Origin of the sequence: Neorhizobium sp. T25_27 (assembly GCF_002968565.1) — a bacterium.
In the GTDB taxonomy this organism is placed as follows: Bacteria; Pseudomonadota; Alphaproteobacteria; order Rhizobiales; family Rhizobiaceae; genus Neorhizobium; species Neorhizobium tomejilense.
In genome coordinates, this window is record NZ_PVBJ01000002.1 from 525,268 (window position 1) to 541,518 (window position 16,251).

At 63.1% G+C, this 16,251-nt stretch carries 15 protein-coding genes; 5 read left to right on the forward strand and 10 right to left on the reverse strand.

Going from position 1 to position 16,251, the window contains the following annotated elements:
* Positions 1–19: 19 nt before the first annotated feature.
* Positions 20–946: a carbohydrate kinase gene (locus C5J24_RS09425; RefSeq protein WP_105417418.1), complete on the forward strand. Its 927-nt coding sequence runs from the start codon at positions 20–22 to the stop codon at positions 944–946.
* Between the two features lie 60 nt (positions 947–1,006).
* Here the strand turns inward: C5J24_RS09425 and pgi are convergent, their stop codons facing one another.
* The 3 genes from pgi to C5J24_RS09440 all read right to left on the reverse strand — a co-directional run bounded on the left by pgi (position 1,007) and on the right by C5J24_RS09440 (position 5,800).
* Entirely contained in the window at positions 1,007–2,632 is a 1,626-nt protein-coding gene (gene pgi / locus C5J24_RS09430) for a glucose-6-phosphate isomerase (protein WP_105417420.1), read from the reverse strand.
* A gap of 88 nt (positions 2,633–2,720) precedes the next feature.
* Positions 2,721–3,965 carry an alpha/beta hydrolase gene (locus C5J24_RS09435; RefSeq protein WP_105417422.1) on the reverse strand — a complete coding sequence of 415 codons (1,245 nt, stop codon included), beginning with the start codon at positions 3,963–3,965 and terminating at the stop codon, positions 2,721–2,723.
* Between the two features lie 137 nt (positions 3,966–4,102).
* On the reverse strand, positions 4,103–5,800 hold the full coding sequence (locus C5J24_RS09440; RefSeq protein ID WP_105417424.1) for a long-chain fatty acid--CoA ligase: 1,698 nt from the start codon (positions 5,798–5,800) through the stop codon (positions 4,103–4,105).
* 277 nt (positions 5,801–6,077) lie between these two features.
* Here C5J24_RS09440 and C5J24_RS09445 point away from each other — a divergent pair, with 277 nt between their 5' ends.
* Both C5J24_RS09445 and C5J24_RS09450 read left to right on the forward strand, forming a co-directional pair.
* Positions 6,078–6,470, forward strand: a complete 393-nt coding sequence (locus C5J24_RS09445; protein ID WP_105404153.1) for a PRC-barrel domain-containing protein — start codon at positions 6,078–6,080, stop codon at positions 6,468–6,470.
* Positions 6,471–6,568: 98 nt separating this feature from the next.
* Complete coding sequence (locus C5J24_RS09450) at positions 6,569–7,681, forward strand: hypothetical protein (RefSeq protein ID WP_172723899.1); 1,113 nt, start codon at positions 6,569–6,571, stop codon at positions 7,679–7,681.
* 20 nt (positions 7,682–7,701) lie between these two features.
* Here C5J24_RS09450 and nadE read toward each other — a convergent pair whose 3' ends face one another.
* From nadE to C5J24_RS09465, 3 genes are read right to left on the reverse strand one after another with little or no spacing between them, the layout of a single operon-like run.
* Positions 7,702–8,700: an NAD(+) synthase gene (nadE, locus tag C5J24_RS09455; RefSeq protein WP_105417428.1), complete on the reverse strand. Its 999-nt coding sequence runs from the start codon at positions 8,698–8,700 to the stop codon at positions 7,702–7,704.
* Positions 8,697–10,250: a class I adenylate-forming enzyme family protein gene (locus C5J24_RS09460; protein WP_105417429.1), complete on the reverse strand. Its 1,554-nt coding sequence runs from the start codon at positions 10,248–10,250 to the stop codon at positions 8,697–8,699. The genes nadE and C5J24_RS09460 overlap by 4 nt, the downstream gene beginning before the upstream one ends.
* 10 nt (positions 10,251–10,260) lie before the next feature.
* Positions 10,261–10,515, reverse strand: coding sequence for an acyl carrier protein (locus C5J24_RS09465; RefSeq protein WP_046610902.1), 255 nt, complete (start codon positions 10,513–10,515; stop codon positions 10,261–10,263).
* A 159-nt stretch (positions 10,516–10,674) separates the two neighbouring features.
* Between C5J24_RS09465 and xth the strand changes: the two genes are divergently transcribed.
* Positions 10,675–11,448 (forward strand): exodeoxyribonuclease III, encoded by a 774-nt coding sequence (gene xth, locus C5J24_RS09470; RefSeq protein WP_105417431.1) that lies wholly within the window; start codon positions 10,675–10,677, stop codon positions 11,446–11,448.
* On the opposite strand, the gene C5J24_RS09475 is transcribed toward xth, so the two are convergent.
* Both C5J24_RS09475 and C5J24_RS09480 read right to left on the reverse strand, forming a co-directional pair.
* On the reverse strand, positions 11,445–12,284 hold the full coding sequence (locus tag C5J24_RS09475; protein ID WP_105417433.1) for a GNAT family N-acetyltransferase: 840 nt from the start codon (positions 12,282–12,284) through the stop codon (positions 11,445–11,447). The genes xth and C5J24_RS09475 overlap by 4 nt on opposite strands.
* 24 nt (positions 12,285–12,308) lie before the next feature.
* A complete protein-coding gene (locus C5J24_RS09480) occupies positions 12,309–13,259 on the reverse strand; it encodes a D-2-hydroxyacid dehydrogenase (RefSeq protein WP_105417435.1) in 951 nt (316 codons plus the stop codon).
* A gap of 126 nt (positions 13,260–13,385) precedes the next feature.
* On the opposite strand from C5J24_RS09480, the gene C5J24_RS09485 reads away from it, so the two are divergent.
* The gene (locus tag C5J24_RS09485; protein WP_205836929.1) at positions 13,386–14,501 is read left to right on the forward strand and encodes an NAD(P)/FAD-dependent oxidoreductase; all 1,116 of its coding nucleotides are present in this window, start codon (positions 13,386–13,388) and stop codon (positions 14,499–14,501) included.
* Positions 14,502–14,518: 17 nt separating this feature from the next.
* Here C5J24_RS09485 and C5J24_RS09490 read toward each other — a convergent pair whose 3' ends face one another.
* Both C5J24_RS09490 and C5J24_RS09495 read right to left on the reverse strand, forming a co-directional pair.
* The gene (locus tag C5J24_RS09490) at positions 14,519–15,445 is read right to left on the reverse strand and encodes a dihydrodipicolinate synthase family protein (RefSeq protein ID WP_105417660.1); all 927 of its coding nucleotides are present in this window, start codon (positions 15,443–15,445) and stop codon (positions 14,519–14,521) included.
* Entirely contained in the window at positions 15,445–16,149 is a 705-nt protein-coding gene (locus tag C5J24_RS09495; RefSeq protein WP_105417437.1) for a ribonuclease activity regulator RraA, read from the reverse strand. The genes C5J24_RS09490 and C5J24_RS09495 overlap by 1 nt, the downstream gene beginning before the upstream one ends.
* Between the last annotated feature and the right edge of the window lie 102 nt (positions 16,150–16,251).

A 16,251-nucleotide genomic window follows, 5' to 3' on the forward strand; every position in this document is an offset into this window, starting at 1 on the left:
AAGCGCGCGGGAGGATTTTATGATTTTGTGCTGCGGCGAAGCCCTGATCGATATGCTTCCGCGTGACACCACGCTCGGTGAAAAAGGCTTTGCGCCTTACGCCGGCGGCGCGATCTTCAACACCGCGATAGCGCTCGGGCGGCTTGGCCAGCCGACCGCGTTTTTCACCGGCATTTCCGATGATCTGATGGGTGACGTCCTGCGAGACACGCTGGCAAAGAGCGGCGTGGATTACAGCCTTGCGGCTGTCTCTTCCCGCCCGACCACGATTGCCTTCGTGAAACTCGTCAACGGCCAGGCGACCTATGCTTTCTACGACGAAGGCACTGCCGGCCGGATGATCACCGAGGCCGACCTGCCGCCGCTCGGCGATGACTGCGAGGCCATGCATTTCGGCGCGATCAGCCTGATCCACGAACCCTGCGGCGGCACTTACGAGGCGTTGATGGCCCGCGAGTACCGCAAGCGGGTGATCTCCTTCGATCCGAACATCCGCCCCGGCTTCATCAAGGACAAGCCGAAGCACATGGACCGCGTCCGCCGGATGGCCGCCATGTCCGACATCATCAAGTTTTCCGATGAGGACCTGGACTGGTTCGGCATGCAAGGCGACCATGACACGCTGGCAGCGCATTGGCTGGATCAGGGCGCCAAGCTGGTGGTCCTCACTCGTGGCGCGGATGGCGCCACCGGCTATACCAAGAGCTTCAAGGTATCCGTGCCGAGCGAGCGCGTCACGGTGGTCGACACGGTGGGCGCCGGCGACACCTTCGATGCGGGCATTCTGGCCTCGCTGAAGATGCAGGACCTGCTGACCAAGGAAAAGGTCGCGCGTCTGACCGAGGATGCCGTGAGCAAGGCTCTGGCACTCGGCGCAAAGGCCGCTGCCGTCACCGTATCGCGGGCGGGCGCCAACCCGCCGTTTGCCCATGAGATCGGTCTCTGAGGCCCTGCCTTCGGTCTTTAAAGGGAGATAGTTCGGCCCCCGGACGTGAGGGCCGAAACGTCATTTCCGGGCGGTGAGCAGCGCCTTCACCAGCCCTTGCGTCGATGCGTCGTGGCCGGAAGCACTTTCCTTGCCTTCCACGACGGGTAGCAGGCCGGTCGCCAGTTCCTTGCCGAGCTCGACGCCCCACTGGTCGAACGAGTTGATGCGGAACAGCACTCCTTCGACGAATACGCGATGTTCGTAGAGCGCGATCAGCCGGCCGAGGGCGAATGGCGTCAGCTTGTCGTGGACGAAGGTGATCGAGGGGCGGTTGCCGGTGAAGACGCGGTGCGGCGCGATGAAGTCGGCCTGCCTATCGTCCATTCCCTTTGAGGTGAGCTGCGCCTTGGCCTCCGCCACGGTGCGGCCCTTCATCAGCGCTTCCGACTGCGCCAGGCAATTGGCGATCAGCAACTCGTGCTGGTGGCGCAGATGCGGCTCGAAACTGTTGGCCGCGATCATGAACTCGGCTGGGATGACGGTCGTGCCCTGGTGGATGAGCTGATAGAAGGCGTGCTGGCCGTTGGTGCCGGGTTCGCCCCAGACCACCGGGCCGGAATTGCCCTCGACCGGGGTGCCGTCGATCGTCACGCCCTTGCCGTTCGATTCCATATCGAGCTGCTGCAGATAGGCCGGGAAGCGCAGCAGCCGCTGGTCATAGGGCAGGATGGCGCGCGACGGATAGCCGAGAACGTTGCGGTGAAAAAAGCCGATCAGGCCGAGCAGCATCGGCAGGTTCTGGCGCACCGGCGCAGTGCGGAAATGGGTGTCCATCGCATGCGCGCCGTCCAGGAACTTGCCAAAGTTCTCAGGGCCGACGGCGATCATCAGCGGCAGGCCGATTGCCGACCAGATCGAATACCGTCCGCCGACCCAGTCCCAGAACCCGAAGATGCGGTCGCTGTCGATGCCGAAGGCGGCGACCTTGTCGAGCGCGGTGGAGACGGCGCAGAAGTGATGCCCGACGGCTGCCTCCCCGAGCTTGTCGGCAATGAAGGCGCGCGCCGAGGCTGCATTGGTCATCGTCTCTATGGTCGTGAAGGTCTTGGAAGCGACGATGAACAGCGTCGTTTCCGCATCGAGCAGCTTCAGCGTGTCGGCGATATGGGCGCCATCGACATTGGAGACGAAATGCGCCCGCGGGCCGTCGTGGAACGGTGCCAGTGCCAGGGTGACCATGACCGGGCCGAGATCGGAACCGCCGATGCCGATATTGACGATATCGGTGATCTTTTTGCCCGTCGCGCCCTTCAGCGCGCCCGAGCGGATGCCGTCGGCGAACTTGCCCATGGCGGCGAGCACGCCGTTGACATCCGGCATCACGTCCTTGCCGTCGACCAGAACAGGCGTATTGGAGCGGTTGCGCAGTGCCGTATGCAGGACAGCGCGGCCTTCGGTGAAGTTGATCGCAACGCCCGAGAACATCTCCTCGCGCTTGGCCGCAATCCCGCTGGCATCTGCCAGCTTTTCGAGCAGCACCATGGTCTCCTCGTTCACGGCCGTCTTGGAATAGTCCATCAGGAGATCGTCGAAAACGGCGCTGAACTTGGCGAAACGGCCGGAATCGGCCGCGAAGGCGGCGCGGATGTCCGTGGCATTGGTTTTCGCGACGGTGGACTTCAGGTCTTGGACGATGGCCTGCATGGGTGATTCCTCGGCACTCTGAATGGGATGATCGGGAACCTATTCCGTTTCCATGTCAAATCAAGCACGGCCGAAAGCGATGGCGTGTTTATTGCCCGACAGCAGTCGTCACCGTGTTGCCGACAGCATTGCCGAGCCGGTCGACTTGGTCGTTGTAGGTGCGTCGCGTCGCCGGATCGAAGATCGCGATCGGCGTGCTGACGGCGACGCTCGCCGCCCCGCCGACTGTCTGGGCGGCACCCAACGCCACGGCACCGAGCCGGTCGCCGAGCCCGACATCGCTATCGGTTACCGTCTGGCCGGCAATCAGCCGGTTGCCGATCAGCTTCACCACTTCCGGGCTCTCGGCGAACTTGCCGTGGTTCAACCTGTCGCCGGTCTTGAGCGCCGTGAGGTCGAGGACGACAATGCCAGCCTTCTCGAATTCGCTGCGATAGGGCTCGACGGTCGGATCCACCTGGCCGAGCCGGTCGATATTGCCGGAAATCCGTCGCGACAGGCTGAGCGCCCGATCGTCGCGGGAAACGAACAGCGTGAAATGCGGCCGCTTTTCGCCGATTTCGGCAAGCTGCTGGCCGAACACGTCGACATCGAGATCGGGGGAGGCGAGGATGACGTTCTGGATCTTCGGCGCCACCCGACCGTCGCGGATCGCCATCTGCCGGAGCGCCTCGACGGTCAGCCACGATCCCATGGAATGGGCCATGACGGTGATTTCCCCGACATTCGGCTCTTTCGCCAGCCGGCGCAGCATCTCCTCCAGCGCATCGCGGGAATAGTTGGTGCTTTCCTTGTCGTAGTTATAGGCGAAGATGCTGCCGCGCGACGGCCAGGTGAACAGGACCGGAGCCACGTCGGCGTTGGAGTCATGGACGATCTGGGCAAAGCGGTAGACGGCGTCCTCGTAGCGGTTGTTGAAGCCGTGCACGAAGACGAAGACCCGCCGGCTCTTGCCCAGGTGGCCCTTGAGCCAGGATTCAGCAGCCGGGGTGGCAAGCGGCGTCACGGAAACCGTCGCGAACTCCTTTGCAGGATTGGCAGGCAGCTTCGACGGCCACTGCACCTGCCCGATCTCTCGGGCCTTGTCCGGCGGGATGGAGACCGCAATCTCGGTAACGACGGGCTCCTTGCCGCGCTCGCCGGAAAACAGCACACCGGGCGTCTCGGTCGGGCGTCGCGTGGTTGCCACCAGCACATCGACCGTCGAGGTCCCGGCTGCCTGCGTCTGGGTTGGAATGAGCACGCCTTCTGGGCGCCCCGCACAGCCTGCAAGGACGCTCAGCACCGTGACGACGGCAATCACACGAAACGAAACTCCGGCGCGGCTTTCCAAGCGAACTCCAACATGCTTTGACCAGCCCCCGCGGAAAGGGCTAATCAAGGACTGCCGCATCGTCCACCGCTAACGGAGGGATTCCGGCTTTACGACACACGCTTGGTCGTCATCTGTCGCAGCGTTGCAACGGTAGGTTAGCCGCGCAGCTCCCGACGCAGGATCTTGCCGACATTGGATTTCGGCAGTTCGGTGCGGAATTCGATGAATCGCGGGCGCTTGTAGCCGGTCAGGCTGGCCACGCAATGGGCCTTGACGTCCGCCTCCGTCAGGTTGGGATCCTTCTTGACCACGAAGAGCTTCACTGCCTCGCCGGAATGTTCGTCCGGCACGCCGATCGCCGCACATTCCAGCACGCCGGGATGGGTTGCGACGACCTCCTCGACTTCGTTCGGATAGACGTTGAAGCCGGAGACGAGGATCATGTCCTTCTTTCGGTCGACGATCTTGGTGTAGCCCTGGCGGTCCATATAACCCATGTCGCCGGTCCGGAAATAACCGTCCCCCGTCATGACCTTGGCGGTTTCGTCCGGGCGGTTCCAGTAACCGGCCATCACCTGCGGGCCACGGATGCAGATCTCGCCGACATCGCCGAGTTCCACCTCGGAATCGTCGTCGTTACGGATCGAGATTTCCGTGGAGGAGATGGGAAGCCCGATCATGCCGCTGAATTCGGTGGCGTCGAGCCGGTTGGCGGTGGCGACCGGCGAGGTTTCCGACAGACCATAACCCTCGGTTATCTGGCTATGGGTCATCTTCAGCCAGCGCTCGGCGACCGGCCGCTGCACCGACATGCCACCCCCGAACACGAGCAATAGAGAGGAGAAGTCGAGCTTCTGGAAATCCGGGTTGTTCATCAGCGCATTGAACAGCGTGTTGAGCCCGGGGAAGATGTGGATCTTGTATTTCTGCAGTTCCTTGACGAAGGCCGGAATGTCGCGCGGGTTAGCGATCAGGATATTGTGGCTGCCGGTCGCAACCCCCATCAGCGAATTCACCGTCAGCGCAAAGATATGATAGAGCGGCAGGGCGCAGACGAACTGGATCTGCTCCGGGCGCGGTTTGTTGAGGAACGCGGTTTCCAGCCACAGCGCCATCTGCTCCTTGTTGGCGAGCAGGTTGGCATGCGTGAGGATCGCGCCCTTGGAAACGCCGGTCGTGCCGCCGGTATATTGCAGGAAGGCGATATCGTGAGGCGAGACCTCGACCGGTTTCATCGTTTGCCGGGCGCCTTCGGCAACCACCTGCTTGAAGCTTCGGCTCGATGGCAGCGACCATTCCGGCACGAGCTTCTTCACCTTGCGCACGACCAGATTGACGATATGGCCCTTCAGGCCGAGCATGTCGCCCATCGTGGCGACGACCACTTGGCTGATCTCCGTCTGCGGCAAAGCCTGCTGCACGGTATGGGCAAAGTTTTCGAGGACGAAAATCATCTTGGCGCCGGCATCTTTCAGCTGGTAGGCCAGTTCGCGCGGGGTGTAGAGCGGGTTGACGTTGACGACCACCATGCCGACGCGAAGGATGCCGTATACGATCACCGGGTTCTGGAGAATGTTGGGCAGCATCACCGCCACGCGGTCGCCCTTGACGAGGCCCTGGGCTTCCAGCCAGGCGCCGATCTTGCGGCTTTCCGCTTCGAGCTGACGGTAGGTCAGCGACTTGCCCATGCTCGAAAAGGCGGGACGGTCCGCATACCGGGCGCAGCTGTCCTCGAAAAGGTCTCCGAGCGAATGATGGTGCAGCGGCGGGATCTCGGCCGGCACCGTCGGCGGATAGGAGGCGAGCCAGATCTTGGGTGGATTGGCACCGGTACGTGCGGTGACTTCGTTCATGCCGACCTCCTCTATCGTTCTTGTTGTTGTCCCGCGCTTTCCCGGCGCGTGCGGGTCAGGTCCTCCACCTTCCCGCGAACAACAGATTATGCCATGCCGCGACAGCATCAAGCCATCCGCACAGATTTAAACAGCTATCCGCCTTTGACGTAAACGTCAACGAGGGGCCTGATGTTCGTATCCAGGTGCAATTGAACCGACAGCGGAACATCCCAAAGGATCGGGCGTTTTCCATCCGTTGCGAAATGCACGAGGAATCACGAAAAGGAGGTGCGCAATGTTGCATCAAGAACCACGAGCCGGACAGGATCCCTATGTCAAGGACAGCCCATCGCTGATCGCCAGCGACAAGGTCGAAGGGACAAAGGTTTATGGCGCCGACGGCAAACATATCGGCTCTATCGTCCGCGTGCTTCTCGAAAAGCGCGGCGGTCGGGTCGGTTATGCGGTGCTCAGCTTCGGCGGCTTTCTGGGTATCGGCGACGACTACTACCCGCTGCCCTGGGAAAAGCTTCGTTACGACGAACAGCTCGATGGCTACCGCATCGACCTGACCAAGGAGCAGATCACCGGCGCCCCGCGTTACCGCGATCTGGATGACGATACCTGGTACAACGACAAGGGCCGGACGATCTACGACTATTACGGCATTCCGCCGTACTGGATGTAAGCGTTCCGCCAATGGAACTCCGGAGGCTCCGCGTTGCGGGGCCTCTTTTCGTTTATTTAATTCTCCTGATGCAAGGTCCTCGCGACAAGGGGACGGCGATGACGGGAAAGACGGAAGCGGGCACGGTCCGCGATTTCGAGCGCGGTGATATCGAGGCTGTAGCGCAGCTTTTCCAGGAGACGTTCCGCAAAACGAATGCGCCGTCGCCCTCATTGATCGCCTATCTGGAAGAAGCCTTTTTCGACCATCCCTGGGCGGAGCCCGATATCCGTTCGAAGGTCTTTGCCGGCACTGGTGGAAGGGTCTCCGGTTTTATCGGCGTCTTTCCGTCGCGGCTGGAACTTGACGGCCGACCGCTCCGCGCCGCCTTCGCCGGCTCGATGATGGTCCAGAACCCGAAGGATAATCCACTCGCCGGGGCACGGCTGCTGCGCTCCTTCCTCGCCGGTCCGCAGGATATCTCGCTGACAGAGACCGCCAATTCCACGGCGCTCGGCATGTGGCAGAAGGCCGGCCATCCGCTCGATCCCGGCTACAGCATGAATTGGCTGCGCATCCTGCGTCCGGCTTCCGCAGCGGTCGAGGTCCTGGCCAGGCGGTTGCGTCCCGCGGCCCTCCTGCGTCCCTTCGGTCGGATCGCCGACCGTGGCTCGGCGCTGGTCCGCATGACGCCTCTTCGGCCGGCCGAACGCAACGCCTCGAAGATCACGTTCCGCGACGTCACCCGCGAGGAGTTCGGCACGGCGGTTCTGACGCTTGCCTTGAACTATCCCCTTCGCCCGCGCTGGGATGATCGTTCGTTGGGATGGTTCCTGGATCAGGCGGAAAACAAGCGGAATTTCGGCTATCCGGAATGGCGCGTCGGCTCTGCTCCGGACGGACGACCGCTTGCGGCCTACGTCTATTTCGCCGGTCCCGGCGAGATCGGCTGGCTGCTGCAGGCGTTGTCGGCGCCGAACGCGGCAGCGGAAATGGTCGACGACCTGTTTGCCCACGCTTACGAGATGGGATGCTCCGGCATACGCGGCGGCGGGCATCCATGGCTGATCCCGACGCTGATGAGCCGCAAGACAATTTTCTACGGCCGATCGTTCTTTGTCGCGCAGGCGCGCGACAAGAGCCTGCTGGAGCCGATCAGGTCCGGCCAGGCGCTGATCAGCGGCCTAGCCGGAGAAAGCTGGACGCGCCTGATCGGCGACCGGTTCGACTGAGGCTTCTCAGCCGAGCCCACTTAACCGAGCATAGTCACCGGTTCAGCATGCAGATATTCCGCCACCTTGCGCTTCGAGGCGATATTGCGCCAGACGGCATCGACCTCGTCCGGCGTCAGCCCGGCGGCGTCGCCGACCTCTTCCCGCGCAATCCCGTTGTCGAGCCCGTAGAGGCAGAGATCCATCCGGTCATAGGGAAGCGAGAAGTAATACTCGTCCTGGCCCTGCGGCAGCGACCATGTGTCCGTCGTCGGCGGGCGCCGGCGAATATCGGCGGGTACGCCGAGGGCTTCGGCAAGCTGATAGACCTGGCTCTTGTAGAGATGCGCGATCGGCTTGAAATCCGCGGCGCCATCGCCGTTCTTCACGAAGAAGCCCTGATCGTACTCGAGCCGGTTCGGCGTGCCGGCGACGGCAAAGTTCAGCCGGTCGGCATGATAATATTCGATCTGCTTGCGGGTACGCTGTTTCATGTTGGCGGCCGCGATCATGCCGAGATAGACCTCGAGCGGCATGCGGTGGCGGCTCTGTTCGCCCGCCGGATTGGCGACCACCAGCCAGGAAATATTGTAGCCGCGGCCGGTCAGCGCATTTTCCAGCACCACCTTGCAGCCCCAGCCCTCGCCGAACGCCGGAACGATCTGGCGGATGAAGCCGTCGCGGCGGGTATAGCAGCCGGCCGCGGCAAGCGCCGGTCCGATATCTTCGAGCACGGTCTCCACGCCGACGGCTTCGGCCAGCGCCTTGCCGAGTTTCAGGCTGTCCGGATCGGAATCATGTTCCGGCATGAAGACGCCCGTCACCTTGCCCGGACCGAGCGCGCGGGCGCAGAGGGCCGCGGTGACGCTGGAATCGATGCCGCCGGACAAGCCGAGCACCGCGCCGCGCTTGCGCAGATCCTTCAGCACCGTCTCGCGCAGCCACCCGCAGATGCGCTCGATCTCGGCCTCCGCATCGAGCTTCAGCGTCTCGGCCGAGAATTTTCCCGCCTTCTGGGCCTGCTTCAGGCTCTGGATCATGCGACATTCCCCCGTGTGACTGTGTTTGTTTCGTCCGCGCCGAGCCGGATCTTGCCGGTCGTCGTACGCGGCAGCGCGTCGCGGAACTCGACGCTTTTCGGCACCATATAATCTTCAAGCAACTGGGCGCAGTGGCGGATGATTTCCCGTTCGGTCAGCGTCACGCCGTCCTCCACCACCACATAGGCGCGGACGACCTGGCCGAAGATCGGATCGTCGATGCCGCCAACCGCCGCTTCCGTGATGCCGGGCAGCGCATAGAGCGCGCGCTCGACTTCCTGCGGGCTGACCTTTTCGCCGCGTGTCTTGATGATGTCGTCGCGCCGGCTGACGAAATAGAGAAAGCCGTCCGCATCCGCCTGGAAGAGATCTCCGGTGTGCAGCCGCCTGCTGCCCGCAACCCGCGAAAATGCCCTTACCGAGGTCAGGCCGTTGCCCCAGTAACCGGACATCACATGCGGCCCCTCGACGACAAGTTCGCCGATCGTGCCCGGAGGGGCGGGCCGTCCGTCCTCGCCGATCACGAAAGCGCTGGTGCCGGGAATGGCGCGGCCGACCGAAAGCGGCCGGCGGGAAACCTCTTCAGGCGGCAGGTAGGTGGCACGCAGACATTCCGTCTGGCCGTACATCAGGAAAAGCCGGATCTCCGGGAAAAGCTGCTGCAACCGTTCTGCAAGGGCCGGCGGCATGGCCGCGGCGGCGCTGGTGATGGTGCGCAGATGTGGCAGGAAACCCGGCTCCAGATCCTTCATGCCGGTAATCAGAGCGGCCATCGGCGGCACGAGCGGGAAACCCGTCGCCTTTACCTCTGTCAGCCGTTCGAGGATCTTCCGCGGAAACGCGAAGCTCTTTTCGAGAACCAGCGTACCGCCGGCCATCACCATCGTCACCACCTGCGTGATGCCGTAGCCGAAGGACAGCGGCAGGACACTGAGCACGACGTCCTCGGACGTATTGCCGAGATAGGCAACGATCGCTTCGCAGGCGGCGCCAACATTGGCGTGGGTCAGCATCACGCCCTTCGGCTGGCCGGTGGAGCCCGAGGTGTGAAGCAGCAGCGCCAGCGCTTCGGTGTTGTCGAATTTCCCGAGTGGTACCGAAACCTCGTCGCGGACCAGATCCTCGAACCGTAATCCGCGACCGAGATCGTCGCCGGCATCCGCCTGGGCGACGATCGTCAGCGGCTGCATCTTCGCCATGGCGATGGCCGCATTCACGGTTGCCCGCTGACGGGCATGGGTGATGACCGCGGAAGCCTCTGTGCTGGTGAGAATGACAGAGAGCTTTTCCGCCTTGATCGACGGATAAAGTGGGCAGGGCACGGCACCCGCCTTCCAGAGGCCAAAAAAGCTGACCACCGCCTCATGGCTGTTGTCCAGCACCATCAGTACCCGGTCACCGGGCTTGATGCCGCCGCTGGCAAGGCTTGCGGCGAGGCGATCGGACAAGGCATCGAGTTCTGCGTAGGTCAGCCGGACGTCGCCCGCGATGAGCGCGAGCTTTGTCCCGAAACGTCTGGCACTATCGCGGAGCCTGGCCTCTATGCGCACCGGCGCAGCCTCAGGCCGCTGCCAGCTTGATCGACAGGTAGCTCGTCATGTTGTCGATACTGTCGAGGTTTTCCGGAACGATTTCATCGTCGGCCACGGTGATGCCGTAGGTCTGTTCCAGGAAGGCGATCAGTTCGAGCACGCCGGTGGAATCGATCACGCCGCTTTCGAGCAGCGACTGGTTGTTGGAAACCTGCGCGTCGGCCCGGAAAAGAAAATTTTCCGCGATGAACTCGCGCACGCTATTTTCGATTGCTTCCGCCATCGACGGACCTCTCCACAAATGGTTTTTGCCGCGCGGATGCGGCGCGGTCGATTGAAAAGGCATCTTCCAGACTATCCCTGAACGTTTTGCTAATTTGTAAAACGCTTTTGTCCACAAGCTTAACCGCATCCAAATGCCGCCCTCGACGTTGATGCATCCATGAAGATCGCGACCTTCAATGTGAACGGCGTCAACGGTCGCCTCGGCCTGCTCCTCGAATGGCTTGAGGAGGCGGCGCCGGACGTTGTCTGTCTGCAGGAGCTGAAGGCGCCGCAGGAGAAGTTTCCGGCAAAGGCGATCGGGAAGGCGGGTTACGGCGCAGCCTGGCACGGCCAGAAAAGCTGGAACGGCGTCGCCATCCTTGCACGCGACGCCGATCCGATCGAGACGCGCCGCGGCCTGCCGGGCGATCCGGAGGACCTTCACAGCCGCTATATCGAAGCCGCGGTGCAGGGCGTGCTGATCGCCTGCCTCTATGCTCCGAACGGCAATCCCGCCCCAGGGCCGAAGTTCGCCTACAAGCTTGCCTGGTACGAGCGGTTTCTGGCGCACGCTCAGGCGCTGCTGGAGACAGGTGCACCCATCGTCCTTGCCGGCGACTATAACGTCATGCCGACCGATCTCGATGTCTACAAACCGGAACGCTGGCGGGATGACGCGCTGTTCCGGCCGGAGGTACGAGAGGCTTTCTCCCGACTGCGGGAACAAGGCTGGACCGACGCGATCCGCAAGCTCCACCCCGGCGAGCGCATCTATACGTTCTGGGATTATTTCAGGAACGCCTGGGGCCGAGACGCCGGCCTGCGGCTCGACCACCTATTGCTCAGCCCCTCGATCGCGGACCGGTTGCAGGCAGCCGGCGTCGACCGCCACGTCCGCGGCCGCGACCATGCGAGCGACCACGCGCCGGCCTGGATCGAACTCGGCGACTAGGTGAGATCGATTGCCATCTCGGACTGGGTGAGGGTACTTTTCCGCCAGCCGATCCGCCGCATGAAGCGGTCGAGCAGGCCCTCCGGCACGTTTTCGATGATGAAGAGCCTGCGGCCCGGATAACGGGCGGCGAGGGCATCGGTCAGCGACCGGCCAAACCCCTGCCGGCGATGGGTGGGATCGACCGCGAGGCCGAGGAGCCGGATATCCTTGCCCGAGTCATCCAGAAGCACGGCCGCCTTGTCATCGAGCACGAAACCTTTCAGCGGCGCGCCGGCTCTCTCAAAACTTCGGGGATCCGTCTGCCAGGAGAGGCCGGCATCGGCGAATTTTGCGAGCATCGCTGCGGCCCTCTTCAGGTCGCTTTCCTTGGTCGGCGCCACATCCGGAGCGGCAAGCCTGCGGCTGCGGCCGAAGCCCACAAGTTTGCGGGTAATCACGAAGCCGAGCGACAGATAGAGATCGCGCGCCCGCTCATTGGTGTTGATCACCTCGAGGATGAGTTTTCGGTCGCCGCGCCCCTTCGCCGCCTCGATGGCATTGAGCATGACGCTGCGTCCGAAACCGCGGCCGCGGATCGTCGGCCCCATGCCGACCGCGCCGACCCGCGAAAGATCACCCCGCCGGCCGATCAGCAGAATGCCAGCCGGTTTTTCGCCGTCGAAATAGACGAAGCTCTCATCGAGATCGACATGATCGCGTTCGATGCGCAACCGCAGCGACGGGACCGTCACATTCATCGGCACCACATAGCCCGAAAAGCCGGCAGTAAAACCTTCAGCCGCCTCTTCCAGGCTGCAATCCGACAAGCGACGATGGGAAATGGCGGATGTCATGACCTCTCTTCCGAGCGTGTTGCCTCAGAGCACGTTGGACGGCGAGCCCTTTTCGAAATTCTCGACATGGGTGATGACCTGCGCCCAGAGCGTCTGCATCGCCTCGTCGCTCGCCCAGGCCACATGCGGGGTGAGGATGAAGTTCGGCCGTTCCAGGATCGTCAGCAGCGGATTGTCCGGCGCCGGCGGCTCCCTGGTCAGCACGTCGAAACCGGCGCCGCCGATCAGGCCCTCGTCGAGCGCGGTCACCAGATCGGCCTCGTTCACCAGGCCGCCGCGGGCGGTATTGATGATCAGCGGATGCCGCTTCATCTTTCGGAACTCGGGCAGGCCGATGAGGTCGCGGGTCGCCGGCGTCAGCGGCATGTGGAAGGTGATGATATCCGACGTTTCCAGCACCTCGTCGAAGGCGGTGTAGCCGGGCTCGACCTTTTCGGCATCTTTCCGGGCCGCGAAGATGACCTTCATGCCGAACGCCTCGGCGATCTTCGCCACCGACTTGCCGAGCGTGCCGCGGCCCAAAATACCGAGCGTCGATCCGGCCAGATCCTTAATCGGATGGTTGAAGAAGCAGAACTGGTTGGCGCGCTGCCATTCGCCGGCGATCACGTCCTCACGAAAACCGACGATGGAACGGCGGAGCGCGAAGATCAGGCCGAACGTATGCTCCGGCACGGTGTTGACCGCATAACCGCGCACGTTGGAGACGGTGATGCCGCGCTCCTTGGCGAAGGCCAGATCGATCACGTCATAACCCGTGGCAGCAACCGCGATCATCTTCAGCTTCGGGGCATTGGCGATCGATTGCTCGCGCACCGGCGCCTTGTTGGTGATGACGATATCGGCATCCGCGATACGGGAAGCCACATCCTCCAGCGCCGTCTTGCCATACTCTACCCATTCATGAGCGAACGCGGGCCGGGTGATCGTCACCGAAGGGCCGATCGTGTCGCGGTCCAGAAACACGACCTTCATTGCGAAAATTCCTGCATGATTTGAACTCCTCCCAATCGAACCCACGGCGGCCGAAGCGCTGGCCGCAATGGATTTCTCGTATATCATCCCGCCCGCCGACCGGAAGGCAAAAGTGCGGAGAATGGCATGGGTGAAGTGTTGACGCTCGATTGCGTCGTCATCGGCGGGGGCGTGGTGGGGCTGGCGGTGGCCCGCGAACTGGCAATTGCCGGCCGCGAGGTCGTGCTCCTGGAAGCCGAGTCGATGACCGGCAGCATCACCTCTTCCCGCAACAGCGAAGTCATCCACGCCGGGCTCTATTATCCGACCGGTAGCCTGAAGGCCGAACTCTGCGTCGCCGGCAAGGAGAAGCTCTACGACTATTGCCGCGATCGCCATATCCCGCACAAGAGATGCGGCAAGCTGGTCGTCGCCTCGAACGAGGCCGAAGTCGCCTATCTCGAAAAACTGCTGAAACAGGCGCAAGCCAATGGCGTCGACGATTGCCGGCTGATCGACGGGGCCGAACTTGCCCGCCTCGAGCCGCAGATCACGGGCTTTGCAGCACTTGTCTCCCTTTCGACCGGCATCATCGACAGCCACAGCCTGATGGGAGCCTATATCGCCGATATCGAGGCGCATGGCGGCAGCGTCGTGCTCAACTCGCCCGTCCTGGGAGGCGAACTTCTGGCCGACACGGTGCGGCTCTCGGTCGGCGGCCGCGATCCCGTGGAGATCGAGGCGAACCTGGTGGTCAACTCGGCCGGCTTAAGCGCCTGGGCGATCTCCGAAGGCATGATCGGCCTCGACAGGGGAACTATCCCCGAGCGCCACTATGCAAAAGGCTGCTATTTCTCATTGACCGCCCGCGCGCCCGCAGAACGGCTGATCTACCCGGTGCCGGAGACCGGCGGGCTCGGCGTCCACCTGACGCTTGATCTCGCCGGCCAGGCGCGGTTCGGCCCGGATGTCGAATGGGTCGAGACGATCGACTACGACGTCGATCCCCGCCGCGCCGACAAGTTCTATGCAGCGATCCGCCGCTACTGGCCAAATCTGCCGCACGCCGCCCTGCAGCCTGCCTATGCGGGCATGCGGCCAAAAGTAGTCGGTCCGAACCGGAGAGGGGCCGGCGACTTTATCATTCAGGGGCCTGAAACTACCGGCCACCCGGCCTATGCCGCGCTTTACGGCATCGAAAGCCCCGGCTTGACCGCCTCCATGGCGATCGCGGAGAGGGTGGCGCGCCTGACCTTGCGATAAGGTCAGGCGCTTGCAGCTCAAAACGCCGCGCGCCTGTCGTGTTTGGCGAGGCGGGTGAGCAGATAGTCAACTTCTGCCTTGGCGGTCGCAGAAAGCATCTGGGCCGGCTTGCGCTGCGCATCCGAGGTGATGACGCCGCGCCGTTTCAGCACGTGTTTGCGGATCGCCAGACCGATGCCGGCCTGCTGCTCGTAGCGGATCAATGGCAGATGCGCATCGAACAGGTCATGCGCCTCGTCGCGCCTGCCGGCGGCAAAAAGGCCAACCAGTTCCGTCAGCATGTCGGGGAAACCGTAGCCGGTCATTGCGCCGTCGGCGCCGCGTTCCGGTTCGAAATCGAGGAACATGCCGCCATTGCCGCAGAGGATCGAGAAGACGCGCAGTTCGCCGGCCTTCTGCATGGCGCGCAGCTTCGACACCTTTTCGAGCCCCGGCCAGTCCTCATGCTTCAGCATCAGGCAGGACGGGTGGTTGGTGATGATCCTGGCGATCACGCCCGGCGACATGACGACGGTGAGCGTCAGCGGATAATCCTGCAGCACCCACGGCACATCCTCGCCGACCGCTTCGACGGCGCCGGCAAAATAGCTGACGATCTGGTCGTCGGTACGCAGCGCAGGCGTCGGGGCGATCATCACGCCGGCAGCACCCATGTCCATCGCATCGCGAGCAAGCGATCGCATGCCGGCAAAGCCCGGCGCCGAGACGCCGACGATGATTGGAACTTTGGCGCGAGAGACGACACGTTTGATGATGGCGCGGCTTTCCTCCGGCTCCATCTTCGGCGCTTCGCCCATGATCCCGAGAATGGTGATGCCGGTGCAGCCGCTCTGCTCGTAGAAATCCGTCAGCCGGTCGATCGAGGTAAAATCGATCGATCCGTCTTCAAAGAACGGCGTGGTGGCGATGGCGTAGACGCCTTTGGTCTCGATCCCGAAGGTCATCATTGGGCGTCCTTCCAGGCCTGGTAGCGGGCTTTCATTTCGGCGTTCATCGGGTAGAGGCCGGGCAGCGGCACGCCCCGGTCGACCTCGGTCATGATCCAGCCTTCCATGCGTTCCTGTTCCGGCGCCTCGGCGACAACTGCGTCGAGCAGCTTGGCGGGGATCAGCACCGCGCCGTCATCATCGACGACGACGATATCATCCGGGAAAACGGCAACGCCACCGCAGGAGATCGGCTCCTGCCAGCCGACGAAAGTCAGGCCCGCGACGGAAGGCGGAGCAGCGATACCATCGCACCAGACCTTCATGCCGCTGCCGAGCACGCCTTCGGCATCACGCATCACGCCGTCGGTGACAAGCCCTGCCACGCCGCGCTTCGCCATCCGGGAGCAGAGAATGTCGCCGAAAATGCCGGCATCGGTGACGCCAAGCGCGTCAGCCACCGCGACGCAGCCTTCGGGCATCGCCTCGATCGCCGCGCGGGTGGAGATCGGCGAAGCCCAGCTTTCCGGCGTCGCCAGATCCTCGCGGGCGGGCACGAATCGCAGTGTGAAAGCAGGCCCCACGACGCGGCCCTGGCCCGGCCTCAGCGGCTTGGTGCCGCGCATCCAGACATTGCGCAGGCCCTTTTTCAAAAGCACCGTGGTCAGCGTGGCGGTGGAGACACCCTTCAGCGTCTCGATGATCTTGGGGTCCAGCGGCATGAATTCTCCTTGGGAATCTTGAATGCCGCCTTCGCAGGCGGCGGGCGATATTCGGTCGCGACTTCTCGTTCGTCAAGGAACTAACGCCTCCGTCGTCATTGA